The organism is Streptomyces venezuelae (genome assembly GCF_008642315.1).
GTDB lineage: Bacteria > Actinomycetota > Actinomycetes > Streptomycetales > Streptomycetaceae > Streptomyces > Streptomyces venezuelae_D.
This window is the reverse complement of record NZ_CP029192.1, coordinates 647,883-672,758: the sequence shown is the minus strand read 5'-3', so window position 1 is coordinate 672,758 and position 24,876 is coordinate 647,883. Positions and strand designations below refer to the sequence as shown.

The 24,876-nt window shown below is 71.3% G+C and carries 23 protein-coding genes and 2 riboswitches; of the genes, 11 read left to right on the top strand and 12 right to left on the bottom strand.

From position 1 onward, the window contains the following. Positions 1–24: 24 nt before the first annotated feature. On the bottom strand, positions 25–888 hold the full coding sequence (locus DEJ48_RS03055) for an alpha/beta hydrolase (RefSeq protein WP_150214218.1): 864 nt from the start codon (positions 886–888) through the stop codon (positions 25–27). Positions 889–969: 81 nt separating this feature from the next. Here DEJ48_RS03055 and DEJ48_RS03050 point away from each other — a divergent pair, with 81 nt between their 5' ends. Next, positions 970–1,497, top strand: a complete 528-nt coding sequence (locus tag DEJ48_RS03050; protein ID WP_150214216.1) for a MarR family winged helix-turn-helix transcriptional regulator — start codon at positions 970–972, stop codon at positions 1,495–1,497. Between the two features lie 37 nt (positions 1,498–1,534). Here DEJ48_RS03050 and DEJ48_RS03045 read toward each other — a convergent pair whose 3' ends face one another. From DEJ48_RS03045 to DEJ48_RS03035, 3 genes are all read right to left on the bottom strand, one after another. Next, the gene (locus tag DEJ48_RS03045) at positions 1,535–1,954 is read right to left on the bottom strand and encodes a hypothetical protein (protein ID WP_150214214.1); all 420 of its coding nucleotides are present in this window, start codon (positions 1,952–1,954) and stop codon (positions 1,535–1,537) included. A 144-nt stretch (positions 1,955–2,098) separates the two neighbouring features. Next, positions 2,099–4,423, bottom strand: a complete 2,325-nt coding sequence (gene metE / locus DEJ48_RS03040; RefSeq protein WP_150214212.1) for a 5-methyltetrahydropteroyltriglutamate--homocysteine S-methyltransferase — start codon at positions 4,421–4,423, stop codon at positions 2,099–2,101. Positions 4,424–4,586: 163 nt separating this feature from the next. Beyond that, positions 4,587–4,806, bottom strand: a riboswitch (cobalamin riboswitch). A 140-nt stretch (positions 4,807–4,946) separates the two neighbouring features. Further along, the gene (locus tag DEJ48_RS03035) at positions 4,947–6,173 is read right to left on the bottom strand and encodes a phospholipase D-like domain-containing protein (protein ID WP_150214210.1); all 1,227 of its coding nucleotides are present in this window, start codon (positions 6,171–6,173) and stop codon (positions 4,947–4,949) included. Positions 6,174–6,342: 169 nt separating this feature from the next. On the opposite strand from DEJ48_RS03035, the gene DEJ48_RS03030 reads away from it, so the two are divergent. Continuing rightward, a complete protein-coding gene (locus DEJ48_RS03030; RefSeq protein WP_150214208.1) occupies positions 6,343–6,585 on the top strand; it encodes a DUF6411 family protein in 243 nt (80 codons plus the stop codon). 23 nt (positions 6,586–6,608) lie between these two features. Here the strand turns inward: DEJ48_RS03030 and DEJ48_RS03025 are convergent, their stop codons facing one another. From DEJ48_RS03025 to DEJ48_RS03005, 4 genes are all read right to left on the bottom strand, one after another. After that, complete coding sequence (locus DEJ48_RS03025) at positions 6,609–8,834, bottom strand: hypothetical protein (RefSeq protein WP_223831860.1); 2,226 nt, start codon at positions 8,832–8,834, stop codon at positions 6,609–6,611. Between the two features lie 77 nt (positions 8,835–8,911). After that, a complete protein-coding gene (locus DEJ48_RS03020; protein WP_150214207.1) occupies positions 8,912–9,709 on the bottom strand; it encodes a hypothetical protein in 798 nt (265 codons plus the stop codon). Between the two features lie 164 nt (positions 9,710–9,873). Further along, positions 9,874–11,097, bottom strand: coding sequence for a hypothetical protein (locus DEJ48_RS03010; protein WP_150214205.1), 1,224 nt, complete (start codon positions 11,095–11,097; stop codon positions 9,874–9,876). 105 nt (positions 11,098–11,202) lie between these two features. After that, positions 11,203–11,745: a GNAT family N-acetyltransferase gene (locus DEJ48_RS03005; protein ID WP_223831859.1), complete on the bottom strand. Its 543-nt coding sequence runs from the start codon at positions 11,743–11,745 to the stop codon at positions 11,203–11,205. 110 nt (positions 11,746–11,855) lie between these two features. Here DEJ48_RS03005 and DEJ48_RS03000 point away from each other — a divergent pair, with 110 nt between their 5' ends. Then, positions 11,856–12,728 carry an LLM class flavin-dependent oxidoreductase gene (locus DEJ48_RS03000; RefSeq protein WP_150214203.1) on the top strand — a complete coding sequence of 291 codons (873 nt, stop codon included), beginning with the start codon at positions 11,856–11,858 and terminating at the stop codon, positions 12,726–12,728. A gap of 77 nt (positions 12,729–12,805) precedes the next feature. After that, a complete protein-coding gene (locus tag DEJ48_RS02995; RefSeq protein WP_150214201.1) occupies positions 12,806–13,813 on the top strand; it encodes a LysR family transcriptional regulator in 1,008 nt (335 codons plus the stop codon). Positions 13,814–13,857: 44 nt separating this feature from the next. Here DEJ48_RS02995 and DEJ48_RS02990 read toward each other — a convergent pair whose 3' ends face one another. Both DEJ48_RS02990 and DEJ48_RS02985 read right to left on the bottom strand, forming a co-directional pair. Further along, on the bottom strand, positions 13,858–14,508 hold the full coding sequence (locus DEJ48_RS02990; RefSeq protein ID WP_223831858.1) for a TetR/AcrR family transcriptional regulator: 651 nt from the start codon (positions 14,506–14,508) through the stop codon (positions 13,858–13,860). Between the two features lie 54 nt (positions 14,509–14,562). Next, positions 14,563–15,504 carry an alpha/beta fold hydrolase gene (locus DEJ48_RS02985; RefSeq protein ID WP_150214199.1) on the bottom strand — a complete coding sequence of 314 codons (942 nt, stop codon included), beginning with the start codon at positions 15,502–15,504 and terminating at the stop codon, positions 14,563–14,565. A 119-nt stretch (positions 15,505–15,623) separates the two neighbouring features. Between DEJ48_RS02985 and DEJ48_RS02980 the strand changes: the two genes are divergently transcribed. The 4 genes from DEJ48_RS02980 to pstS all read left to right on the top strand — a co-directional run bounded on the left by DEJ48_RS02980 (position 15,624) and on the right by pstS (position 19,650). After that, positions 15,624–16,331 carry an HAD family hydrolase gene (locus tag DEJ48_RS02980; protein WP_223831857.1) on the top strand — a complete coding sequence of 236 codons (708 nt, stop codon included), beginning with the start codon at positions 15,624–15,626 and terminating at the stop codon, positions 16,329–16,331. A 24-nt stretch (positions 16,332–16,355) separates the two neighbouring features. After that, a complete protein-coding gene (locus DEJ48_RS02975; RefSeq protein WP_150214197.1) occupies positions 16,356–17,576 on the top strand; it encodes an acyl-CoA dehydrogenase family protein in 1,221 nt (406 codons plus the stop codon). Then, on the top strand, positions 17,573–18,343 hold the full coding sequence (locus DEJ48_RS02970; RefSeq protein ID WP_150214195.1) for an SDR family oxidoreductase: 771 nt from the start codon (positions 17,573–17,575) through the stop codon (positions 18,341–18,343). The genes DEJ48_RS02975 and DEJ48_RS02970 overlap by 4 nt, the downstream gene beginning before the upstream one ends. A 149-nt stretch (positions 18,344–18,492) precedes the next feature. Further along, on the top strand, positions 18,493–19,650 hold the full coding sequence (gene pstS, locus DEJ48_RS02965) for a phosphate ABC transporter substrate-binding protein PstS (protein WP_150214193.1): 1,158 nt from the start codon (positions 18,493–18,495) through the stop codon (positions 19,648–19,650). Positions 19,651–19,684: 34 nt separating this feature from the next. Here the strand turns inward: pstS and DEJ48_RS02960 are convergent, their stop codons facing one another. Next, entirely contained in the window at positions 19,685–20,080 is a 396-nt protein-coding gene (locus DEJ48_RS02960) for a RidA family protein (RefSeq protein WP_150214191.1), read from the bottom strand. Positions 20,081–20,141: 61 nt separating this feature from the next. Between DEJ48_RS02960 and DEJ48_RS02955 the strand changes: the two genes are divergently transcribed. Further along, a complete protein-coding gene (locus tag DEJ48_RS02955; RefSeq protein ID WP_150214189.1) occupies positions 20,142–21,152 on the top strand; it encodes a helix-turn-helix transcriptional regulator in 1,011 nt (336 codons plus the stop codon). Here the strand turns inward: DEJ48_RS02955 and DEJ48_RS02950 are convergent. After that, complete coding sequence (locus tag DEJ48_RS02950) at positions 21,101–22,294, bottom strand: cytochrome P450 (RefSeq protein ID WP_150214187.1); 1,194 nt, start codon at positions 22,292–22,294, stop codon at positions 21,101–21,103. The genes DEJ48_RS02955 and DEJ48_RS02950 overlap by 52 nt on opposite strands. A 273-nt stretch (positions 22,295–22,567) precedes the next feature. Here DEJ48_RS02950 and DEJ48_RS02945 point away from each other — a divergent pair, with 273 nt between their 5' ends. Together DEJ48_RS02945 and DEJ48_RS02940 are read left to right on the top strand one after the other, a co-directional pair. After that, positions 22,568–22,915 (top strand): SCO0607 family lipoprotein, encoded by a 348-nt coding sequence (locus DEJ48_RS02945; protein WP_411757415.1) that lies wholly within the window; start codon positions 22,568–22,570, stop codon positions 22,913–22,915. A 68-nt stretch (positions 22,916–22,983) separates the two neighbouring features. Then, positions 22,984–23,163: riboswitch (cobalamin riboswitch) on the top strand. Between the two features lie 210 nt (positions 23,164–23,373). Then, positions 23,374–24,873, top strand: a complete 1,500-nt coding sequence (locus DEJ48_RS02940) for a CoA-acylating methylmalonate-semialdehyde dehydrogenase (protein ID WP_150214185.1) — start codon at positions 23,374–23,376, stop codon at positions 24,871–24,873. Positions 24,874–24,876: the final 3 nt, after the last annotated feature.

The window sequence follows — 24,876 nt, the reverse complement described above, 5'->3', positions numbered from 1 at the left end:
AGGGCGGATCGGTTCCGGCGCGCGTCAGCTCCAGAACCCGGTCAGGGCGGCGGCGAGTTCGGCGGGGGCCTCCTCGGCGATGTGGTGGCCGGACTCCACGGGGCCACCGACGGGCGGGCGGACCGCCCAGTCGCGCCAGATGCCCAGCACGTCGCCGTAGAGATCGACCATGTCGTCACGCGTGGCCCACAGCACCTGCAAAGGACACTCGATGCGCCGACCGGCCCGCCGGTCGGCGTCGTCGTGTTCCCGGTCGACACCGAGGCCCGCCCGGTAGTCCTCGCACATCGCGTGCACGGTGGCCGGGTCGTGGATCGCGCGCCGGTAGTCCTCGTACGCTTCCGCGCCCATCTGTTCGGGGGTGCCCTTGTACCAGGCGTCGGGGTCGGCGTCGATGACGCGTTCGGCGCACTTGTCGGTCTGGCCCAGGAAGAACCAGTGCCACCAGCGCGCGGCGAACCGCGCGTCGCAGCGCCGCAGTGCCTCGCCGATGGGGACGCCGTCGAGGACGGTCAGAGCGGACACGGAGTCCGGGTGGTCCAGGGTGAGGCGCGTCGCCACGTACGCGCCCCGGTCGTGCCCCACCACGGCGAACCGTTCGTGCCCGAGTCCGCGCATCACCGCGAGGCAGTCGCCCGCCATGGCGCGTTTGGAGTACGGGGTGTGCCGCTCGTCGGTCGGCGGCTTCTCGGAGCCGCCGTAGCCCCGCAGGTCCGGGCAGACGACCGTGTACCCGGCCGTGACCAGCAGCGGGGCGACGCGATGCCAGGTCGCGTGGGTGCGTGGATGGCCGTGCAGGAGCAGCACCGCCGGCCCGCTCCCTCCGTGCCGTACCCGGAGTCGCGCCCCGTCGCCCTCGCGCCGCGTCAGCTCGAAGTCGTCGAACACATGGCCTCCTGTGTCTCAACCGGTCCCTCGATCACCGTAGGGGGCGGACGAGTACCCGCCGGGAAGGGGTAGAAAGGACACATGGTCGAACCCCGGAAGTGTCGTGAGGAAGCTGACGATGTCGACGCGGTGACCCGAGCGGTCCTGAGTGCGTCGCGACTGCTGATCGCCGTGTCGGCGCGGTCCCTCGCACAGGTCGAGGAGCGTGTGACGCTCCCTCAATTCCGTATGCTCGTGGTCCTGTCGACGCGGGGAGCCACAAAACTGGTCACGCTCGCCGAACATCTGCGCGTGGCACCGTCCACCGCCATGCGCATGGTGGACCGGCTCATCGCGATGGACCTGGCCGACCGGCGGGTCAATCCCCGCAACCGCCGCGAGACGTTGCTCCAGGTAACCGAGGAAGGCCGGCGGACCGTCGAGACCGTCACGACCCGGCGCAGGCAGGAAGTCACGGCGATCGTCGAACGGCTCGCCCCCGAGCAACGCGGGGCCCTGGTCGCCGCGTTGTCCGCGTTCAACGAAGCAGGCGGTGAGCCGGAGGTGTCGGACACGGACGGCCGCGAGCCGTATCCCCTCGGCTGGGCTGAGGCGACGGCAGGGGCCTGACCGCGGCCGCGTCGGCACCGGAGGCCGGGCGGGCGCGTCAGCGGCGGTGCCCCAGCGGGCACAGTGTCGTGCCCTCGCCGGTCGCCGTCTCCTGGTGACGCCAGTGCCTGCCGCAGTAGGGGACGTCGCACTGCGCGCAGAAACCCGCGTCCCCCTTGAGGCCCGCCGTGTGGACGCGGGCGAAGGTGCGCGGGTAGCGGAAGGCTCTTCGGTAGCGGTCCGCGTCCTCGGCCGAAACGTTTTCACCCGCGCCGTTCGCGTATGCCTCGCTCTCCACGGTGAACCACCAGAGCGAGGGGTTTCTCGACGCGGCGTAGGCCGACCGGCGCCTCGCGTCCCAGCGCGGCATGCTCACGGGATGCGCACCGGGAGGGGTGAACTCGAGGTGCGCGATGTGTGCCTTGCACACGGCGCAGGCCACGTACAGGACGAACAGGAGCGAGGGGACTTGTCTCATGAGGCGGGGCCTTGGGAGAGGCGCGGAGTGCTGCTCGGTACACGCATCCTTGCACAGTGCAACGCGATGCAGAGCGCGAAAGGAAATGAGCGAGCGATACGAGCCACGCGGCGCCCCGGTCCGGACCGGGGCGCCGCACGCGCCTCAGGACGTGCTCGTCCCGATCTCCTCGCGGACCGTCCTGGCCGCAGCGACCAGGTTCTCCAGCGACGCGCGGGTCTCGGGCCAGCCGCGGGTCTTCAGGCCGCAGTCGGGATTGACCCAGAGCCGCTCGGCGGGGATGGCGTCGAGTCCCTTGCGCAGCAGGGCCGCGGCCTCCTCGGCGCCGGGGACACGCGGGGAGTGGATGTCGTACACGCCGGGGCCCGCCTCGCGCGGGTAGCCGTGGGCGGCGAGCTCGCGCGCCACCTGCATGTGGGAGCGGGCCGCCTCCAGGCTGATGACGTCGGCGTCGAGGTCGTCGATGGCCTGGACGATGTCGCCGAACTCCGCGTAGCACATGTGGGTGTGGATCTGGGTGTCCGGCCGTACCCCGCTGGTGGTGAGGCGGAAGGACTCGGTGGCCCAGGCCAGGTAGGCGGGGTGGTCGGCGGCGCGCAGGGGCAGCGTCTCGCGCAGCGCGGGCTCGTCGACCTGGATGACCGAGGTGCCGGCCGCCTCCAGGTCGCCGACCTCGTCGCGCAGGGCGAGGGCGACCTGGCGTCCGGTGTCGCCGAGCGGCTGGTCGTCGCGGACGAACGACCAGGCGAGCATGGTCACCGGGCCCGTGAGCATGCCCTTGACGGGACGGCCGGACAGGGACTGCGCGTACGTCGTCCAGCGCACCGTCATCGGCTCGGGGCGCGAGATGTCGCCGGCGAGGATCGGCGGGCGCACATAGCGGGTGCCGTACGACTGGACCCACCCGTGCTGGGTGGCGAGGTAGCCGGTGAGCTGTTCGGCGAAGTACTGCACCATGTCGTTGCGTTCGGGCTCGCCGTGCACGAGGACGTCGATGCCCGTCCTCTCCTGGAACGAGATCACCTCCTGGATCTCGGCCTTGATGCGCTCCTCGTACCCGGCGCGGTCGATCCGCCCGGCCCGCAAGTCGGCGCGGGCGGTGCGCAGTTCACCGGTCTGCGGGAACGAGCCGATGGTCGTCGTCGGCAGCAGCGGCAGGCCGAGCGCGGCGCGCTGGGCCGCGGCCCGTTCCGCGTACGGCTGGGAACGCCGTGCGTCGGCGTCCGTGACGGCGCCCGTGCGGGCGCGGACGGCCGGGTCGCGGGTGATGGGGGAGCCGGCCCGCGAGGCCAGATCGGCGCGGTTCGCGGCGAGTTGGGTGGAGATCGTGTGGGTGCCGCGGGCGATCCCGCGGGCGAGCGTCACGATCTCGGCGGTCTTCTGGCGGGCGAACGCCAGCCAGCGCAGGATCTGCGGTTCTATGTCCCGTTCGAGCCCCGTGTCGATGGGGACGTGCAGGAGGGAGCAGGACGCGGCCACGTCGACCCGCTCGGCGAGGCCGAGGAGAGTGCCGAGCGTGGACAGGGACTTCTCCAGGTCGTTGACCCAGATGTTGCGGCCGTTGACGACACCGGCGACCAGGCGCTTGCCGGGCAGTCCGCCCACGGAGGCCAGCGCTTCGAGGTTGGCGGCGGCCGCCTCGGTGAAGTCGAGGGCGAGGCCGTCGACCGGGGCCTTCGCGAGCACGGCGAGAGCGTCGCCGAGCCGGTCGAAGTAGGACGCGACAAGCAGCTTCGGGCGGTCGGTCAGGGCGCCGAGATCACGGTAGGCGCGCTCGGCCGCGTTGAGGTCGGCGGGCGTGCGGTCCTGGACGAGGGCGGGCTCGTCGAGCTGGACCCACTCGGCGCCCGCCGCGCGCAGATCGGCGAGCACCTCCGCGTACACCGGCAGGAGCCGGTCGAGCAGCGTCAGCGGGTCGAAGTCGGCGGCGACCCCGGGCGCGGGCTTGGCCAGCAGGAGGTACGTGACCGGCCCGACGAGTACCGGCCGCGCCGTCAGACCCAGCGCACGGGCCTCCTTGAACTCGGCCACCTGCTTGGAGGAGTCGGCGGTGAACACGGTTCCAGGACCCAACTCGGGCACGAGGTAGTGGTAGTTGGTGTCGAACCACTTCGTCATCTCCAGCGGCGCCACGTCCTGCGTGCCGCGCGCCATGGCGAAGTAGCCGTCGAGGGCGTCCGCGTCGGCCGCGGCGCGGTGCCGCTCCGGGATCGCGCCCACCATGACGGTGGTGTCCAGGACGTGGTCGTAGTACGAGAAGTCGCCGGTCGGTACCTCTCCGATGCCGGCGTCGGCGAGCTCCTGCCAGTTGGCACGGCGGAGTTCGGCGGAGGCGGCGCGGAGGGCGTCGGCGGTGACACGGCCCTTCCAGTACCCCTCGACGGCCTTCTTCAGTTCACGGTTCGGGCCCTGGCGGGGGTAGCCGTACACGGTGGCCCGTGCTGCCGCGGCTGCGGTCCTGGTGGTCACGGAGATCTCCTTCGCGAGACGAATCCCTGAGATCCCGGGGACGGGACGAGAGCGCGAAGGGGTGACGCACCGGACGGTCCGGGAACGCGCGCCGGGCGCGGCCGTCCGTCAGATGTGTTCGCCGACCCGCCCTCGAGGTCACCGGGATATCCGCGCACGAATGGTTCGGGCACGGACAGCGGGCAGGTCTTCGGACTCGCGGGCACGTCCTCCCAGGAGGACACCTACTGGCCGTCGCTTCCCAGGACCGGTCGTCGGTCCCAGTGCGTGTGACGGCGGTCGTTCCCGCTCACCGCTGCGGGGCAGTCCCGGATTCCCACCGGGTTCCCTCTTGCGACGCACCCGCCTGGCGGACGGGGCGAACCAGCTGCACCGATCACCTTACGGCGCCGTCCGCCTGCGGACCGGTCCGTGTCCGGCATTCGGAAGGTGAGGTGGAACACGTGCGCGACGCGGTTCGCCGGGGTCACAGGAAACGGCCGACGTCACAGGAAGCGGCCGACGTCACAGGAAGCGGCTGATGTCACAGGAAGCGGCGGATGGGCTGGACGGCCGCTTCCCGGATCCGCTGGACGGCGGAACGCCTCTTCCAGCGGTCCCGCCGGATCAGTTCGCTGACCGCGGTGTCGGCCTCGAAGTGTCTGTCCAGGGTCGCGGTGAACTCCCGGTCCAGCACGGCGAGCATGACTTCCTCGTCGTGGTCGAGGGAGCGGCGGTTGAAGTTCGTGGAACCGATCAGCGCGGCGACACCGTCGACGGTGATGATCTTGGCGTGCATCATCGTCGGCTGGTACTGGTAGATCTTGACCCCGCACGCGGTGAGCTCTTCGTAGTGGTGCTGGCCCGCCAGCTGGCAGACCCGCTTGTCGGTGTGCGGGCCGGGGAGCACGATCTCCACCTCCACGCCGCGCCGCGCGGTGGCACAGAGGAGTTCGATGAAGTACGTGTCGGGGGAGAAGTAGGCGGTGGACAGTCGGAAACGCTCCTCGGCCGACTCCAGCATCACGCGCAGCAGCGTCTGCATGTCCTGCCAGCCGAAGCTCGCCGAGCCGCGCACGACCTGCACGATGGCATCGCCCTGCGGGCGGTGGTCGATGAACCGGTCCCTTTCGTCGAAGAGTTCGTCGTGGCACTCGGCCCAGTTCTGGGCGAAGGCCGCCGCGATGCCGTCCACCGCGGGCCCGCGGACCTCCACGTGGGTGTCGCGCCACTCGTGCTCGTTGCGGGCGTCGCCGCACCACTCCTCTGCGATGCCCACCCCGCCGGTGAACGCGGTCTCCTCGTCGACGACCAGAACCTTGCGATGACAACGGTGGTTCTGCTTCAGCGGTGAGAGGTACAGCGGCTTGCGGAACCAGGCCACCTGCACCCCGGCCCGCTCCATCGCGGCCAGTTGCTCGGCCTCGATCAGCCGGCTGCCGAACCCGTCGAGGAGCAGCCGCACCCGCACGCCGGCGCGGGCCCGCTCGGCCAGCGTCTCGGCGAACCGCCGGGCGATGTCGCCCTTCCAGTACACGAACGTCATCATGTCCACCGTGTGCTCGGCGCGACGGATCGCCGCGAGCATGGCCGCGAAGATCTCGTCCCCGTTGCGCAGGGGGACGAGCGCGTTGCCCTCCGTCGCCGCGATCCCGATCAGCCGCTCCAGGCGGCGTCGTATGCGTGCGACACGGGCCTCGAAGTCGGGCCCGCCCGCTTCGTCGGGCTTCGGCGGGTTCAGCTCGGTGGGTTCTTCCTGCGTACTGGTCATGATTCTCCGGGCCGGCACACAACGCGGATGTCTCGAGGCGGCGGTGCCCGGTCCGGCGCGGGCTGAGCAGCCAGCCGACTCTACCTCCCGGTCATCGGCCGAAGGCACCGCGCATGGGCCGGCGTCCACGGGGCACGCGGTGAAGACACCTCAACCCAGGGAGCCCGTCGTGGTGGTTGTCGGAATCGTCGCCGTCTGTCTCGTTCTGGCCGTCCTCGCCTTCTTCGTGCCCCGCCTCTCCCGGCACCCCGAACGCGGTACCCAGCGCACCTTGGGGGCCGGGTCGCGGGCGGGCGGCAAGGCTCCCGGCGTCCTCGGCCGGATCCTCAGCAAGCCCTTCCGCAGCAGCTCCAAGGCGGTGGGCCGCAGCGGCTCCGCCGGACGCCGAGCCCGGGGCCGCATGCCCTTCTGAGCGGGTGGGCGCCCCACGCGCGCTCAGCGCCGCCGGTTGAGCGTCTCGACCGCGCCCAGCGCGTCGCCGATCGTCGCGAAGTCGACGGCGATGAAGTTGACCGGGCGGCCGCGTTCCTTCTCGCAGCGCCGGGCCCGGTCCAGGATGAAGTCGCGTTTGTTGACGACGGCGGCGTCGAGACGGCTGCCGCCCATGTCGGTGATGAAGTGGTTCAGCAGGAACAGACGCTTGCCGGTGCCCCCGCGGTGCGGAACACAGTTCATCTGGTCCGGCGCCGTGTACGCGAACGGGGTCTCCATGCCGTACCGGTAGAAGTTGCGGTACCAGGGCGCCGGGCCGTCGGCCTGTTCGGCGAAGACCACCAGGCGACGCCCCGAATCGATCATCTCGCCCAGCGTGGGCCAGGGGTGGTCGGGGTCGGGGTCCGGTGTGAACAGCAGCCGTTCGAGCCCCGCGGCGCGGAACGCCTCTCGCGTCTGTTCGCCGTCGATGGCGTCCTGGACGACCAGGGTGAGCAATTCCCCGGGATGGCCGTCGAGCCAGCTGCCGATCTTGCGCAGCGTCTCCACGAGGGGGATCGCCCCGGCCCGGCACACCGCGTGGCAGAGCCACATGCCGGGGCGCGGCGGGTTGGCGGCCTCGGCCAGGCGGGTGATCTGCTGCTTCATGTCGGGCGGGAAATCCGCTTCGCGGAGCCGCTCGGAGACCTCCTCGGGCGTCTCCCACGTCTGGGTGTCGATCAGGAGGCCGCGGGCCCCGGCATCCAACTGCGCGACGATGTCCGGGTCCTGCAGCGGACCGATGAACCGGTCGGCGGTCGTCGACATCGCGTTGTGCGTGGCCAGGAAGGCGACCTCGTCGTACGGCCGGTCGCAGAGCGACTCCGAACCCAGACACAGCTCACGGGCGTCCTTGCCCGCCGCGAGAGGCGCCAGCACCGCACCCACCACCGCGACGGCCACGAGGACCCCGCCCGCCGTCCCGAGGACCGCGCTGCGCCGCCGCCCGGTCAGCCGAGCCCCGCGCCGCGCCACGATCTTCTCGTACGCCCACGGCGCCCCGGCCAGAGCGAGACCTGCCACCAACGGGAGCGCCGCCGTGAGCAGTCCCACCGAGACGAGGGCGTCGGCGGCACCGTGCTGCACGTCGTCGAGGAGTCGGCCCACGGAGGGCGGCCAGCTCGACGGCGGGCGGACCATCAGGTCCCCGGCCGTCCCCCGCGCCAAGGCGACGGCCAGGAACGACAGCGCGCCTCCCGCCGCCAGTGCCGTGCCGACGCGGCGCACCCGCACCGCCCAGGACGCGGAACCGGTGAAGGCAAGCACACAGCCCGATGCGAGAGCGAGCACGCCGGCGATGCCCTGCACCCAGCCGAGCGCCAGCCTGGTGAAGTACCGGGCCTGTTCGGCCGCGCCCAGGTCGACGCCCGCGGCCTTCAGATCCGGTACGACGTTCCAGTGGCCGTCGTCCGTGAGGGCGGACAGATCCGACGCGGCGCCGGGCACCCGGTCGCCGAGCGCGTACGGCCCCACGGCGGCCAGCGCCGAGGCCACGTCCCCGGAGCCGAGCGACGTCTCCACCTGGGGGCGCAGGGCCGCTCGCCGCTTCTCGGGGACGGCCCCCATGAGCCACTCCGCCGCCTGCCGTGCCGCCGTGGGCTCGAGACGCAGCTCGGGAAGGTTGTCGGGGCGGCGGCCGCGGGAGATGTCGTCCAGAGCGGCCGTCAGCTCCCGCGTGAACGCGGCGAAGTCGGGGGACTCACGTCCCTGGGCGGAGGCGACCAGGTCACCGAGGTAGATCTCGGCGAAGCCGCCGATGTTCGTCAGGACGGGCCGCAGATCGACGGAGAGGCGAAGACGAGGCTCCTGCCCGCGCAGGTACGCCACGGCGTGACCGATCTGCTCGTCCACCAGGGTGCGGAGGGTGGCGGGTGGCAGCACGTTCTTCAGGTTCGCCGTCACCTGCGCCTCGGGTACGGGCAGCCTGCCGAGCAGGTCACGGGTGACGCGTGCCGTCGCGGGGTCGACGAGCACCTCGTCGTACAGCCTCTCGTACGCGCCCTGTTCGTCCAGAACGGCCTGGTAGAAGACCCGGTTCAGCACGGTAGCGCGGGCGCAGCCCGCGAGGACGAGGACGACGGTGGAGAGGGCCAGAACGCCCCAGGCCACCGGCCGCAGCCAGGACCGCAACCGACTCCGCCACGGCCGGCCGACGGTGTCGTCCCTGCTCTCCGCGTCGCTGCCACTCACGAAACGATCATCCTCCGGCCCGCGGCACGGCGCCACACCGGCCCCTCAGTACCGGAACCCCTCGGACAGGGCACCTCTCAGTCCAGGCACTCCCTCGCCCCGCGGCCCGGCCCGCTGAGCAGGTCGACGCGCTGACCGTCCCCCTCCTTGAGGACGTAGAGCGTGCCGTCCTCGGGCGTCCAGTCGCGCGGCACGAGGAAGACGCGGTCTCCGGAGACGTGGAACAGGCGCAGCCCCCCGTACTCGTACGCGTACTGGCTCCCCTTGTCGGTCACGCGCCGGAAACAGCTGCCGCCGCCCCGGATCATCAGGTCCTTCTCGCTGAAGACGACGACGGCGGGGAACTCGTCGCGGAGCGTCCGCTCGGTCAGCTCGGCGCGGCCCCGGCCCGCTATCGCCGCGTACGACGACACGGCCCAGAACAGCGACAGCACGCAGATGAAGAGGGTGAGCCCCCACAGCCGCAGGTCACGGCGTTCGCGCGTGCGGGCGTACGCGTTGAGCGCGAAGCCGCCGATCGCTGTGAGCGGGAGCAGGAGGTCGAACAGCCAGGGGCTGAGCGGATACAGCGGTACGAGGGCGAGCGGCACCGCCCAGGCGAACCGCAGCACACGGATCGCGCGGGCCAGTCGTTCCGGTTCGCCCGCGGTCCAGCGGAGCAGCCCGAGGGTGCCGAGCGCGACGCCGGCCGCGAGCCAGGCCGGGAGGTACAGGGCGCCGACGCTGCGCAACAGGTAATCGCTGGTGGAGAGGTGGAAGACGGTGTCGCGCAGTCCGAGCGCCTTGGTCTCGGCGTCCGTGCTCGCCCAGCCGAAGTAGAAGAGTACGGCGGTGAGGAGGGTGACGAGGGAGCCGACGGCCCCGACAATCTCCACCCACCCGATGTGGGGGTCGGAGGGGGTGGGGTCCGGTGTGGGGGGAGGTTCAGGGTCGGGCGCGGGTTCCGGATCGGGGGAGGGTGCTGGGGCGGGAGTGGGGTGCGGGGGAGGGGCAGGGGGTGGAGGCGGGTCTGGCTCCGGGGGTGTGGGGGCGGGGTCGGTCATCGGGTGGGGGTGCGTGGATCGGCGGGGCCCGGCGGGGAGGACGACCTGGACGAGCGCGAAGCCGCGGGAGGCTGTGGGATTCCGTCCCAGCTGATCGTGAACGCCGCCCGCTGCGTCACCCGTGCCCCGTTCCTCGTCACGAGCGTCACGTCGATCACCGTAGGCCGGCGGCCCCCGAACCCGTCGGGGCCCGGCAGGTCGACGGTGACGACCGCACCCTTGCAGCACTTCTCCCGCTCGTTCTCGTCGCCGTAGGGCCTCAGGACCAAGGGCTCCGCGAGCTCGGCGGCGCGCAGTTCCACGACCCGGGGCACGTCGGGCCAGGTGCCGTCGAAGCCGACGCTTCCGTCGGGTGCGACGGGGTCACGCGTGGCGGTGATGCTGTTCCCGCAGGCAGCGGTCCCTGCCGGGGCGGACCGCAGAACCACCTGCTCTGCGGGATGCTGCCGGTAGTAGGCGACGAAGCGCTGCAGGACCGTGAACGCGTCACCCTCCTTGCAGTGGTACTCGCTCGTCCGGGGCCGATAACCGCCCGCGCGCAGTCCCGCTTCGGCACGGGAGGCGATCGCCAGCCCGGTCCGTTCGCCGTGTGCGGCCTTGCAGATCCCGGCAAGCCCTTCGATGACCTTCCAAGACTGCGGGGTCGTGGACCCGTCGGCCCACCTGTCGGAGTGGGTGGCGCTGTCGTACGGCAGTTGGCACTCGCCCCTCTGGAGCGCGTCGTACAGGCTGTCCGGCTCCGGCCTGTCGTCCGTGTTCGGCGACTTGGGCCCCCACGGCAGCCAGCTGGGCGGGGTCCCGCCCCGACTGCCTCCGCCCCCACCTCCGTCGCCGCCTTTGCTCTCCTTGTCCCCGTCCGAGCCGCCCGTCTGCCAGGGCTCTCCGGAAGACCCGTCCGTGCCGCCCGTATCCCCGCCTCCGCCCGTATCTCCGCCCGAGCCCCCGCCCGACGTCCCACCGGCCGTGTCGCTCCCGCCCGAACCACCGCTCCCACCCGTGGAGTCGGAGCCACCGCCACCCGTGTTCGTCCCCGAACTCGTGCCGGTACTGGTTCCCGTACTGGTGCCCCCGTCGGGGGAACCACCGCCTCCCCGCACCCCGCCACCGGGCGAGGCCACGCCCCGTATGCCGAAGAACAACCCGACCACCAGGACGAACCCGATGACGGCGAAGGCCCATGCCGGTACCCGGTCGGTACCCGAACCGAAGCGAACAGCCATGACGGCACCCCCGTTCCGCTTCGTCCCATGATGCTGCGGTGGGGTGAAGTCCGTTGTCTTTTAAGGGATTTCAGCTGTCTCTCAGGAGATTTCGGCCCGCGCGGCTCAGTGGTGTGCTGGGCGCCAGTACAGCGCGGGGTCGGGGTGGTCGACGAAACCCAGGTCCCGGTACAGCGGCTCGCCCTGGTCGGACGCGTACAGGTCGACGCGGGAGGTGCCCTGCGTACGGAACCAGTCGAGCAGCGTCCGCATGATGGCCCGGCTGTGCCCGCGCCGCCGGTACGCGGGGTCCGTGACCACGCCGATCACATGCCCGACCCGGCCGGTGACGCTGTGCGGGCCCGGGAACCACTGTTCGACGGTGCCGATCCCGCAGGCCGCGAGTCCGTGTGCGCCGTCCACGACGAGGATGCGCGCGGCGTCGGCCGTCAGTTGCACCTCCAGCACGGAGGCGAGGTTGCGGCGCCAGTCGTCCCGGACCGGGGCGCCGCCGTTGTCCGGTGCGGAGTTGAAGTACGCCTCGTCGCGGGTCGCGAAGAGCAGCGACCGCAGGCGTACAAGTTCGGGTACGTCCGTCTGCACGGCGCGGCGCACACGGGTAACGCCTGTGCTGGGCATGGTGAGTTGTCGTCCGTCGGGCTGGTTCATGACCATCACTCTGTAGTAATGGTCGTATGCACAACAACCCTTACTGAAGTGGTGAGGAAGAGGCTGATTCCCTGTTGATCGCGGGCGAGCGACCGGGATAGGAAAGCGACATGACGACTCTCGGCGTGGTCTTCCGCCCCCAACTTCCCCCCGAGCGCCTGCGCGCCATGGTGCGCACGGCCGACGACGCGGGCCTCGAAGAGCTGTGGCTCTGGGAGGACTGCTTCCTGGAGGGCGGCATCGCGGCCGCGTCGGCGGCCCTTGCCTGGTCCGAGCGATTGCGCGTAGGGGTGGGACTGCTGCCCGTGCCGCTGCGGAACGTCGCCCTCGCCACCATGGAGGCGGCCACGCTCCACCGCCTCTTCCCCGGCCGCGTCATGCTCGGGGTCGGACACGGCGTACAGGACTGGATGGGGCAGGTGGGCGCACGGGCCGAGTCGCCGGTCACCCTCCTGCGCGAACACCTCGACGCGATGCGTGCGCTGCTGGCGGGCGAGCGCGTCACGACCGACGGGAGGTACGTACACCTCGACGGCGTGGCGCTCGACTGGCCGCCCGCGTCCGTCCCCGCGGTGTACGCGGGAGCGCGGGGCCCGCGCTCGCTGCGGCTCACGGGCGAGGCGGCGGACGGCACCATCCTGGACGCGAGCGCGACACCGGACGACGTGCGACGGGCGCGCCAACTCATCGACGAAGGACGGAAGTCGGCCGGGCGCGAGGCTGCCCACCCCGTGGTGGTCTACCTGCTCGCCGCGACCGGTCCTGACGCGGCGGCCCGGCTGCGTGCCGAGCTCCGCAGCGAGGGGTGGGACGGGATCGAGGGCCTCGGAGTCGCCGGGCCCGCGGAGGCCGTCGCGGGGGCCGTCCGGCGGCTCGCCGGGGCGGGGGCCGACACGGTCGTCCTGCAGCCCACCGCCGATGAACCGGACCCGGAGGGGTTCATCCGCTTCGTCACGGACGGGGTGGCCCCGCTGCTGCCCTGACCCTTGACCGCCACCGACCGCCCCTACTGCGTGCCCGCAGATCGCCGGAGCCATCGGCACGCCCTAAGCTCCCCTGCATGGGACATAGAAATTCCGATGTCGGTGCCGGTGTCGGTGCCGGTGTCGACGGCAACACGAGCGGGCAGGGTGACCCGGCACCCGGCGACCCGGCCGCCCCGCCCGGCACCGCCTCCCTGGACCTCAACCAACTCCGCACCTTCCTCGCCGTCTACCGCTCAGGTTCCTTCACCGCGGCCGCCCGCCTCCTGGGCCTGTCCCAGCCCACGGTCACCGCGCAGATCCGGTCCCTGGAGCGCAGACTCGACCGGGAGCTGTTCGAGCGGCTCCCGCGCGGCGCGGCCCCCGCGCCCTTCGCGGACGAGCTGGCGGCCCGCGTCGTCGAGCCCCTGGACACGCTCGCCGAGGTCGCGGGCCACGGCGGCGACAGCTCCGCCGAGCCCGTGCACCTGGCAGGACCGGCGGAGCTCCTCTCCCACTGCGTGCTGCCGCGGATCGCTCCGCTGGTGGAGCGCGGTGTGGTGCTGCGCGTCGCGACCGGTCTGACGGACGACCTCCTGGAGGAGATGCGCGCGGGCCGGCACGACCTGCTGATCGCCACGGCCCGCCCCCGCGGCCGGGCGCTCGCTTCGGTGCCCCTCGCCGACGAGGAGTTCGTCCTGGTCACCTCGGCGGGCTGGGCGGAGCGGATCGGCGGGGCGGCGCGGCTCGCCGCCGACGGCCCCTCGGTGCTGCACGGCGTGCCCCTGGTGGCGTACGCCGAGGACCTGCCCATCGTCCGCCGCTACTGGCGTCATGTCTTCGGCAAGCGCCTGGTCTGCAAGCCCGCCGTCACCATGCCGGACCTGCGCGCGGTCAAGGCGGCGGTGACGGGCGGCGCGGGCTTCAGCGTGCTGCCCCGCTACCTCTGCCTCGACGAACTGGCGTCCGGCGCGCTGGTACTGCTCAACGACCCGGACGATCCGCCCATCAACACCGGCTACCTCGTCCAGCGCCCCGGCTCCTCCGACAACCCGCACGTGGCCCTGGTCAGGGACCACTTGCTGGAGTCCGCACGCGGTTGGTAGCCGGCGGGCCCACGCCCGACCGCCGAGGTGCGCAGCGGCCGGAATCAGCGCTCGACGTCCCGAAGCCGCAGCCCGTTCTCCCAGATCGTGTTGAGCGTGGTGACGAGCCGCTCGTACGGGATGCGCTGACCGAGCACGAACACCATGTAGGCCATGCGGCTCACCATGACGGACAGGGCGTGCGCGGTGACCAGCGGGTCCAGGGACGTGTCGGCCTGGCCGTTCTCCTGGAGGGTGCGGATGAGCTTCGCGTTGCGCCGGGCGAACGCGTTGCCCCGCTCGATGCGGAGCGCCATGAACTGCTCGTCCACCTGGGCGACTTGCTCGAACAGGGCCATGAGGCGGGCATTCTTCTTGTACGCCCGGAGGTATTCACGGTTCGATGCGTCGATGAGCTGCCGGGGATCGGTGATGCCGGTGCGCTCGCGCAGGTGCGGGTGGAGCATCTCCTCCTGCACCTGCTCGACCAGCGCCTGGAAGATCTCTTCCTTGCTGTTGAAATACGTGTAGAACGACCCGGAGGCGACGTGCGCCGCCTTGGAGATGTCCGTGATGCGGGCGTCCAGATATCCGTCGCGCTCGAACACCTCGCGCGCGGCGGCGATCAGCGCGTTGCGCGTCCTGACGCCACGGGCGCTGCGGGGTGTGATCGGTTGCTTCTGACCGCCGTCTGCGGCCGGGGCCTGGGCAGCCACTGCGATCCATTCACTGTCGGTCGAACCTGTACGTATCGGTGGCAGCGGATGTTATCAGCCGACCTGGGAGAGGAAGTCGAGAAGAGCGGCGTTCACCTCGTCGGGACGCTGCTGCTGGATCCAGTGGCCGCCGCCCTCGACCACGACGTGGCCCCGCTGATCGGTCAGCATGTGGTCGAGGTCCTTCGGCGGCATGAACTGGCCGACGACGTCCTTGGATCCGGTGAGGAACAGGGCAGGCTGGGTGACGCGGCGGTCGGCGAGGTGTGCGGTGAGGTCCCAGTTGCGGTCGAGGTTGCGGTAGTAGTTGAGGCCGCCGGTGAACCCGGTGCGCTCGAACGTCTCGACGTAGTAGGCGAGTTCCTCCTCGCTGAGCCACGGCGGGGGCGACGACGGCTCGTCGTGCTGCTCGGCCCACCGGGCGGAGTAGATCTCCTTCGCCACGAGCGTCCTGCGCACGTTGCGGCTGAGGGCCGCGTCCGCCGCGCCTGGCTCCTGGAACCAGACCATGTAGAAGTCCTCGCCGAGCCGCTTGCGCAGGATCGGGATCGGGGGCGCCGGAGAGCGCCGCGTGACCGGCACGCTCATCCCGGCCACCGCCCGCACCCGCTCCGGGTGTGCCAGCGCCATCTGCCACACCACCATCGCGCCCCAGTCGTGCCCCACGAAGACGGCGTCGTCCGCGCCCACGTCGTCGAGGACCGCGGCCAGGTCGCCGCAGAGCGTCAGGATGTCGTACGCGTCGACGTCCGCGGGCCGCGAGCTCCCGCCGTATCCCCGCATGTCGGGGACGAGCACGCGGTACCCCGCGCTGGCCAGCGCGAAGACCTGGTGCCGCCAGGAGAACGCCAGCTCGGGGAAGCCGTGGCACAGGACCACCGGAGGCCTGCCCGGCCGCCCGTCGCCGTGGTCGAAGACGCGGAGCGTGATGTCGCCCGAAGTGACCTCGCGCGTCGCGACGCGTTCCCATTCGGCGGGGGTGACGTGTGTCGGCATGTGCAGAACCTCCGTGGTCCGCGCTTCGAACTTGACGTTGACTTCAATATACGAGGCGATGCCGCCCGCGGGACGTGGGGTTCCCCACACTCTTGAACCTGAACCCGGATTCAATTACGTTGACGGAACCGGAGACGACCGAAGGCGCGGTGGCGATGACGACGGGTGACGTGGACGTACGGGCACGCACGGCGGTCCTGTTCGACTTCGGCGGGGTGCTGACCACCAGCGTCGTCACCGCCTTCGAGGAGCTCGGCACGGAACTGGCCGACGATCCACGGCTGTTGCTGCGACTCCTCTCCAAGGACGAGGAGAGCAGCGCCCTGCTGGTGGCGCACGAGGAAGGCCGCATCGGCGAGCCGGAGTTCGAGAACGGACTCGCGGCGCGCCTGCGGGCCCACGGGGTGGCCGTCGAAGGCCCGGCCCTAGTGCGCCGCATCCAGAACCGGCTGCGCCCCGACCCCGACATGGTCGCCCTGGTGGCGACGCTGCGGGCCGAGGGGCGACGCGTGGGCCTGCTCTCCAACTCCCTCGGAGACCACTGCTACGACGGGTTCGACCTGCCCACGATGTTCGACGCCGTCACGGTGTCCGGGGACATCGGTGTGCGCAAGCCGTCCCGCCGTGCCTACGCCACCGCGTGCGAGCGTCTCGGCGTCCGGCCCGAGGACACCGTGATGGTCGACGACCTCCCGCAGAACATCGCGGCGGCGGAGCGGATCGGCATCGCCGGAGTCGTACACCGTGACGCGCACACGACCTCGGCGCAGCTGGCGCGGCTCCTGACCCCCTGCGCCGGGCCCCGCTCCCGGACCAAGATTGCCTGACCCACGACCGTTGGAGGACGACCGGTGTTCGACGTGACCGACAGGGCCAAGGAGTACCAGGAGCGGCTGCTCGCCTTCATGGACGAGCACGTGTACCCCGCGGAGGCGGTGTACGAGGCGCAGATGGCGGAGTCGGGCGACCCGCACTTCCACCCGCCCGTCCTGGAGGAGCTGAAGGCCGAGGCGAGGAAGCAGGGCCTGTGGAACCTCTTCCTCCCGCACCCCGAATGGGGCCCGGGCCTGACCAACCTGGAGTACGCGACGCTGGCCGAGATCATGGGCCGCAGCGCGCACCTCGCCCCCGAGGCCACCAACTGCAACGCGCCCGACACCGGGAACATGGAGGTCCTCACGCTCTTCGGCACCGAGGAGCACAAGGAGAAGTGGCTGAAGCCGCTGCTCGCCGGTGAGATCGCCTCCGCGTTCGCGATGACCGAGCCGGCCGTCGCGAGCTCCGACGCCCGCAACATCGAGATGCGCATGGTCCGCGACGGCGACGAGTACGTCCTCAACGGCCGCAAGTGGTGGACCTCCAACGCCCTGCACAAGAACTGCCGGGTGCTCATCGTCATGGGCAAGACCGACCCGGAAGGGCCGAGCCACCGCCGGCAGAGCATGATGGTCGTCCCGCTCGACACCTCCGGCGTCACCGTCCTGCGCAACCTCCCCGTCTTCGGCTACCAGGACCGTGAGGGCCACGCGGAGGTCCTCTTCGAGGACGTGCGCGTGCCCGTCACCGCGCTCCTCGCGGGCGAGGGCGACGGCTTCATGATCAGCCAGGCGCGGCTCGGTCCCGGACGCATCCACCACTGCATGCGCACGATCGGCATGGCGGAGCGCGCGCTGGACCTGATGATCGACCGCGCCCGGTCCCGTACGACGTTCGGGGCGCCGCTCGCCGACCGGGCGAACATCCAGGACTGGATCGCCGAGTCCCGCGTCGAGATCGACATGGCACGCCTGTTGACCCTCAGGGCCGCGCACCTGATGGACACCGTCGGCAACAAGGAGGCGCGGACGGAGATCGCCGCCATCAAGGTCGCCGCACCCGAGGTCGCGCTCAAGGTCGTCGACCGGGCCATCCAGGTGCACGGCGGCGGTGGCGTCAGCGACGACTTCCCGCTCGCCAGCATGTACGCCCACCTGCGCACCCTGCGGCTCGCCGACGGCCCCGACGAAGTGCACAAGCGCGCCATCGCCCTGCGTGAACTGCGCCGCCGCGAGAACGAGCGGAGCGGCCGATGAGCGCGCCGCGCGACCTTCCGGGGTCTCTGGCAGGGAAGGTCGCCGTCGTCACCGGTGCCTCGCGGGGCATCGGTCTCGCGGCCGCCGCCGCACTACGCGACCGCGGGGCGCGGGTCGTGGTCACCTCGCGCAGCGAGGAGCGGGCGAAGGAGGCGGCAGCTCGACTCGGCGACGGTGTGACGGGGTTCGGCGCCCACGCCACCGACGAGACCGCCGCGCGTGCCTGCGTCGAGCACACCGTCGCGACGTTCGGCAGCCTCGACATCCTCGTCAACAACGCCGGCACGAACCCCGCGTACGGCCCCGTCATCGACCAGGACCACGGGCGCTTCGCCAAGACGATGGACGTCAACCTCTGGGCGCCGATCCTGTGGACGTCGCTCGCGGTGAAGGCGTGGATGGGCGAGCACGGCGGCTCCGTCGTCAACACCGCCTCGATCGGCGGCCTCACGGTCGCCCAGGACGTCGGCATCTACCACGTCTCCAAGGCCGCACTCATCCACCTCACCAAGCAGCTGGCCCTGGAACTGGCCCCGAAGGTCCGCGTCAACGCCATCGCACCCGGCGTGGTCCGCACGAAGCTCGCCGAGGCGCTGTGGGAGGAGAACGAGGCGACGGTCGCCGCGGCCACGCCCCTCGGCCGCATCGGCGAACCCGAGGACCTGGGCGAGGCCGTCGCCTTCCTCGCCGGGGACGGCGCCCGCTGGATCACGGGGGAGACCCTCGTGGTGGACGGCGGCCAGCTCCTCGGCGGCGGCCCCCTGTAACGCCCTGCCGACGCCCCGACTACCGCTCGCCCTCCGTATCGCAGGACGTCGCCCGATGTTCGCCCCCGCGTCACCCGCATGCTCGGAGGCGGGTGCGAGCATCTGGGGTCAGGTCGAGATCCATTTCGCGGTACCCCGAGGGGACAACGTTGCAACGCCCACGTCCAGGACGTACGTACCACCCAGGAGGGGGAGCGCGCGCCGCGGTCTCCCTCACGGCTCTGCTGTCGCTCTCGCTGACGGGATGCGGGGTCGCGGGGCTCGGGGGCGACGACGGGGACGGTGACGCGGGGGCCGCCGCCGGTGCCGCCGCCGTCGCCGGGATCGACTGTGCCGACGCGGGCAAGGTCCAGGGGACCGGGTCGAGCGCGCAGCAGAACGCGATGAAGTACTGGATCAAGCACTATCAGCGCGCGTGCCCGAAGGTGCGGATCGCGTACAACCCGATCGGGTCCGGCGCGGGCGGCGCGCAGTTCCTGCGGGGCGCGACCGCGTTCGGGGGCTCGGACAGCGTGCTGAAGCCCGATGAGATCGAGCGCTCGAAGGACGTCTGCCGGGGCGGGCGCGCCATCGACCTGCCCATGGTCGGCGGCCCCGTCGCGATCGGCTACGACGTGCCGGGCGTCGACGACCTGGTACTGGACGCCACCACCCTCGCGAAGATCTTCGACCGGAAGATCACCGTGTGGGACGACCCGCGGATCCGGCGGCTCAACCCGGGCGCCGAACTGCCCGCGATGCCCATCCGTCCGGTGCACCGGTCGGACGACTCCGGCACCACGCAGAACTTCCAGGCCTACCTCGCGGGCGCCGCCCCCGCTGCCTGGACCCACCCGGTGGCCAAGTCCTGGCAGGGGAGGGGCGGCGCGTCCGCGAGCGGGTCGAGCGGTGTCGCCTCGGAGGTGACCTCCGGCGTCGGGGCGATCGGGTACTTCGAGCTGTCCTTCGCGCGGGCCCGCCAGGTCAAGACCGTGAGCATCGACACGGGCGCGCCCGCACCGGTCGCACCGACCCCCGCGTCGGCGTCCGCGGGCATCGCGGCAGCCCAAGTCGTCGGCACGGGCAAGGACATGAAGCTGAAGTTCCGCTACGCCGCCTCGACGCCGGGCGCTTACCCCATCGTCCAGGTCACCTACGAGATCGTCTGCGACAAGGGGAACCAGAAGGCGACCCTGCCCGCGCTCAAGTCGTTCCTGACCTACACCGCGAGCAAGGTGGGCCAGAAGGACCTGTCACGCCTGAACTACGCGCCGTTGCCGGAGTCGGTCGCCGGTCAGGTGCGCGAGGTGGTGGACACGCTCTCCTGACGTGCTGCGGTGTCCGCCGCGGCCGCCTTCACACCTACGCGACCGCGGTTCCCTCCAGCTCGACCATCTGACCGGGGATCGCGAGGCGCGTCACGCCCAGCATCGTGGTGGTCGGGGCGACTTCAGCGGCGGCGAGTTGGCCGGCCAAGACGCCGTAGTGCTGGAAGAGCAGGTCGACGTCGGTCGTGTAGACGTTGAGGCGGACGAGGTCGGCGAGGGACATGCCGGCCTCGGCGAGCACCGCCTTGAGGTTGTCGACGCTCAGCGCGAGCTGCGCCGCCATGTCGCCGTCGTGCTCGGGCTTGCCCTCCGCGCTCATCGCGGTCTGACCGGAGATGTACAGGGTGCGTGTGTGTCCGGAGACGAGTTCGCCCTGGTTGAAGCCCAACTCGGTCGACCAGGTCACTGGATTGACTGCGTTTCTTTCCATGGCCCGGAGCCTTCCAGGAATACATGACACCCCTCGTCATGTATTTCGCTAGGGTTTTCGCATGCGCGCCGACCGGCTGGTTTCCCTGGTGCTCCTCCTGCGTCGGCGCGGACAGATGACGGCGGACGCGCTCGCCCGAGAGCTGGAGGTGTCCACCCGCACGGTGCTGCGCGACATGGAGGCGCTCTCCGCAGCCGGTGTCCCCGTCTACGCCGAACGCGGCCGCCGTGGCGGGTTCGCGTTGCTGCCGGACTTCCGGACGGCGCTCACCGGACTGAACCACGACGAGGCGCTCGCCCTGCTGATCGCCGGATCACGGCGCGGCGCCCAGCTGTTCGGCCTCGGCTCGGCGCTCGCGTCCGCCATGCTCAAGGTGTTCGACGCGCTGCCCGAGAGCCTCCGGGGGACGGCGACCGGCGCGGCCCAGCGCCTGCTCATCGACCCCGAGCTGGACCTCCTCGCGCGCCGCGTGGACAGCGAGGAACTGCCCGAGCCGATCGTGGCCGAGATCCGGCGCGCGGTGTTCGCGGGCCACAAGTTGCGCATCCACTACGCGGCTGTGGACCAGACGGCGAAGTGGCGCACGGTGGACCCGATCGGACTGGTCACCGTGCGCGGCCTGGGGTACCTGCTGGCCGTGCGGGGCGGCGCCGACCGCACCTACCGGCTGTCACGGGTGCTGGCCGCCGAGGCACTCGACGAACCCGCGCAGCGACCGGACGCGGTCGACCTGGACCGCGCCTGGCAGGAACGCAACACGCGGTTCCGGAACGGCGGCGGCGACCAGGTCGCCGTGCGGGTGCGGGTGGCCCCGGACCGCCGTGAGGACCTGGTGGCCACGGCGCTCGCCGTCCGCGGCGAAGAAGCGGAGGGGGACGGCCGGCTGCGGTTGGACCTGGTCTTCCAGGACGCCCGGCACGCCGAGTGGGCCCTGTGGCAGCTCACCACGCACGCGGAAGTCCTGTCCCCGGAGTGGCTCCGCACCTCCCTGCGCGACCGCGCCGCCGCGATCGCCGCGCTCTACGCGCCGCCCGCCTCGCCCCAGGTGACCGGGAGTTCGTGGACGCCGTAGATGTTCATGCCCTCCCGCAGGGGGATGTCCTCCGGCGCCGCGGCGAGGCGCAGGGTCGGGAAGCGGTTGACCAGCTCCGGGAAGGCGACGCGCATCTCGACACGGGCCAGTTGCTGGCCCAGGCACTGGTGGACGCCGTGGCCGAAGCCCAGATGGCCGGTCGCCCCGCGGTGCAGGTCGAGCGTGTCGGGGTCCGGGAACCTCGCCGGGTCACGGTTCGCCGCCTCCATCGACAGGGCGACGGACTCGCCCTTCCTGATGAGTCGGCCCGCCACCTCCACGTCCTCGAGTGCCGCACGCAGGCCGGTCTGGGCGATGGTGGCGTACCGCATGAGTTCCTCGACGGCCCGGTCGGCGAGGTCCGGCTCCGCGCGCAGAGCGGCGAATTGCTCCGGGTGGGACAGCAGGGCGTACGTGCCGAACGCGATCATGTTGGCCGTGGTGTCCAGCCCGGCGCCGAGCAAGAAGGCGCCGATACCGGTGAGTTCGTCGTCCGTGAGGTCGCTGGAGGTCAGGTCGCTGAGGAGGTCGTCCGTCGGCGCGGCGCGCTTCTCCAGGACCAGCTTCCGCATGTACTCCTCTATCGCGACCATGGCTGCCGCGCGCTCGTCCTCGGTGGAGCTCAGCCTCATGGATGTCTCGGTGTGCCGCTGGAACATGTCCTGGTCGGCGTAGGGCACGCCGAGCAGCTCGCAGATCATGAGGGCTGGGATGGGCCGCGCGTAGGTCCGCATGAGGTCGACGACCGGCCCCTGACGCTCCATCGCGTCCAGGCGCTCGGCGGTGATCTGCTCGACGCGTTCGGTGAGCAGCCGCATGCGGCGCACGGTGAACTTGCCGATCAGCAGCCGTCGGTAGCGGGTGTGCTCGGGGGCGTCGATCCCGGTCATGTCTCCCAAGGGGGCGGGCGGCAGCGCGCCGGTGAAGCCCGTGTCGAAGGGCATGTGCAGCAGTTCGTAGCGCGAGCTGAAACGTGTGTCGCCCAGGATCGCCCGGACCGCGGCGTGTCCGGTGGCCAGCCATCCCACGTGTCCGTCGGGATACCGCAGGCGTGTGAGGGGTCGCTCCTCGCACAGCCGGGTCAGCTCGGCGGGCGGATCGAACGGACAGCTCTCGGAGCGCGCCGTCGGAAAGGCGGCCATGGGAGTCACGGGAGCTACGGGATCGGCTGACTGGTCGTTCGGCATGGGTCTGTCCCCTCGAGTTCGCGACGACATCGCAATGGCGTCAGCATGGCACATGAATGGCTCTGCCTGGCGCTGTTATGAGCCAAAGTGGCTCGGCGTGGCACAGGTGGATAGGGGAACGCGGAGTGATCAAGTACGTCGGGCGTGACGTCTGAGTACTCGTACTCATGATTCGCCCCCCTTCGCCCCCGCACGCTGGAGGCGCAACCCGATGAGAGGAAGTCAACTGTGTACAGCACCATCCGAGTTCGCCCGGCGTCCCGTGCGTCCCACGCGTCCGGCAGACGGTCGGCGCGATCCCTCGCGGCGCTCGCGCTGGCGGGCGCGGCGGCCGCAGCGGTGCTGACCGGCTGCTCCACGCAGGACGCGATCTGCGGCGGCGGCGAGTACCCGGTCCTGCACGTGGGCAGCAGTGGATCCGCCTGCCAGCCCGACGGCGAGGAGCCGCCGAAGGGCTACGCGCGCTACCCGGAGGGCAAGGTCCCCGAGCATGTCGACGACAAGTGGGACAAGTACTGGAGCGACCACACGCTCGACAGCGACGGAAAGATCATCAAGCTGAAGGACGGCCAGTAGGCGAGGCGGAGTGGACTTACGCCAGAAGGCAAGGCAGGGGTGGACTTACTAGGACGTCCAACTATATGTTCGTGACCAGAGCCCGCGGTGCAGGGAAGCCGGTGTGAATCCGGCGCGGTCCCGCCACTGTGACCGGGGAGTGCGTTCTCGCCGAGCGATACGCCACTGACGGACGAGTCCGTCGGGAAGGCGGGAGAACGCGCGCTGATCCGGGAGTCAGGATACCGGCCGCGGGGTGTTCCGTGTTGTCCACGAGGATGGAGCAGACACGCATGGCACCGGTCCGTACCCACGACCCAGGTGAACCGGCGAAGCGAGCGAAGGCTGCGGCCCGCGCCCGACTCCACGACGGCTTCTAGGCCTTCGCGTCCCACGACAGAACCGGCTGCCCACCTCACCCGGTGGCGCCGTCGGCCTGCCGTGCCATCCCCGGACTCACCTGACGAGAGCAGGCTCTCATGGTCCGTGAACTGACACATTTCATCGGCGGCAAGCATGTGCCCGGCACGTCCGGGCTCTTCGCCGACGTGTACGACCCCAACACCGGCTCCGTACAAGCGCATGTGCCGCTTGCCGGGCGGGCGGAGACCACCGCGGCGATCGCCGACGCCGAGAACGCCCAGCATGCCTGGGGCGAGTGGAATCCGCAGCGGCGCGCCCGCGTGCTGCTGCGGTTCCTGCAACTCGTCGAAGGGGAGCGGGAGTCGCTCGCGCGGCTGCTCTCCAGCGAGCACGGCAAGACCGTCGCCGACGCCCACGGCGACCTGCAACGCGGCCTCGAGGTCGTCGAGTTCGCCGCCGGTATCCCGCACCTTCAGAAGGGGGAGTTCACCGACAACGCCGGCACCGGCATCGACGTGCACTCCCTGCGCGTACCGCTCGGCGTCACCGCCGGCATCACCCCGTTCAACTTCCCGGCGATGATCCCGCTGTGGAAGGCGGCACCCGCGTTGGCCTGCGGCAACGCCTTCATCCTCAAGCCGTCGGAACGTGCCCCCTCCGTGCCGCTCCGACTCGCCGAGCTGTTCCTGGAGGCGGGCCTGCCGCCCGGCGTCCTGAACGTCGTCAACGGCGGCAAGGACGCGGTCGACACCCTCCTGGAAGACGCGCGGGTGCAGGCGCTCGGCTTCGTCGGCTCCACCCCGATCGCCGCGCGCATCTACGCCACCGCCGCCGCGCACGGCAAACGCGCCCAGTGCTTCGGCGGCGCCAAGAACCACATGATCGTGATGCCGGACGCCGACCTCGACCAGGCCGTGGACGCGCTCGTCGGGGCCGGATACGGCTCGGCGGGGGAGCGCTGCATGGCCATCTCGGTCGCCGTCCCCGTCGGCGAGGAGACCGCCGACGCGCTCGTCACCCGCCTGAAGGAACGCGTCGCCGCACTCCGCATCGGCCGCTCCGACGCCCCGGAGGCCGACTTCGGCCCGCTCGTCAGCCGTGACGCCCTCGACCGGGTCCGCCGCTACGTGGACATCGGCGTCAACGAAGGCGCCGAACTCGTCGTCGACGGACGTGACTTCACCCTGCCCGGACACGAGAACGGCTTCTTCGCCGGAGCCACCCTCTTCGACCGCGTCTCGCCGCGCATGCGGATCTACCGCGAGGAGATCTTCGGCCCGGTGCTGTGCGTGGCCCGTGCCGCGGACTACGAGGCCGCCCTGCGCCTGCCCAGCGAACACCCCTACGGCAACGGCGTCGCCCTCTTCACCAGGGACGGCGACACCGCCCGCGACTTCACACGCCGCGTCGGCGCGGGCATGGTCGGCGTCAACGTGCCGATCCCCGTCCCGGTGGCCTACCACACCTTCGGCGGCTGGAAGCGGTCCGGCTTCGGCGACCTCAACCAGCACGGCCCCGACGCCGTCCGCTTCTACACCCGCACCAAGACCGTCACCTCGCGCTGGCCCTCCGGGCTCAGGGAAGGCGCGAACTTCACCATCCCGACGATGGGATGACGG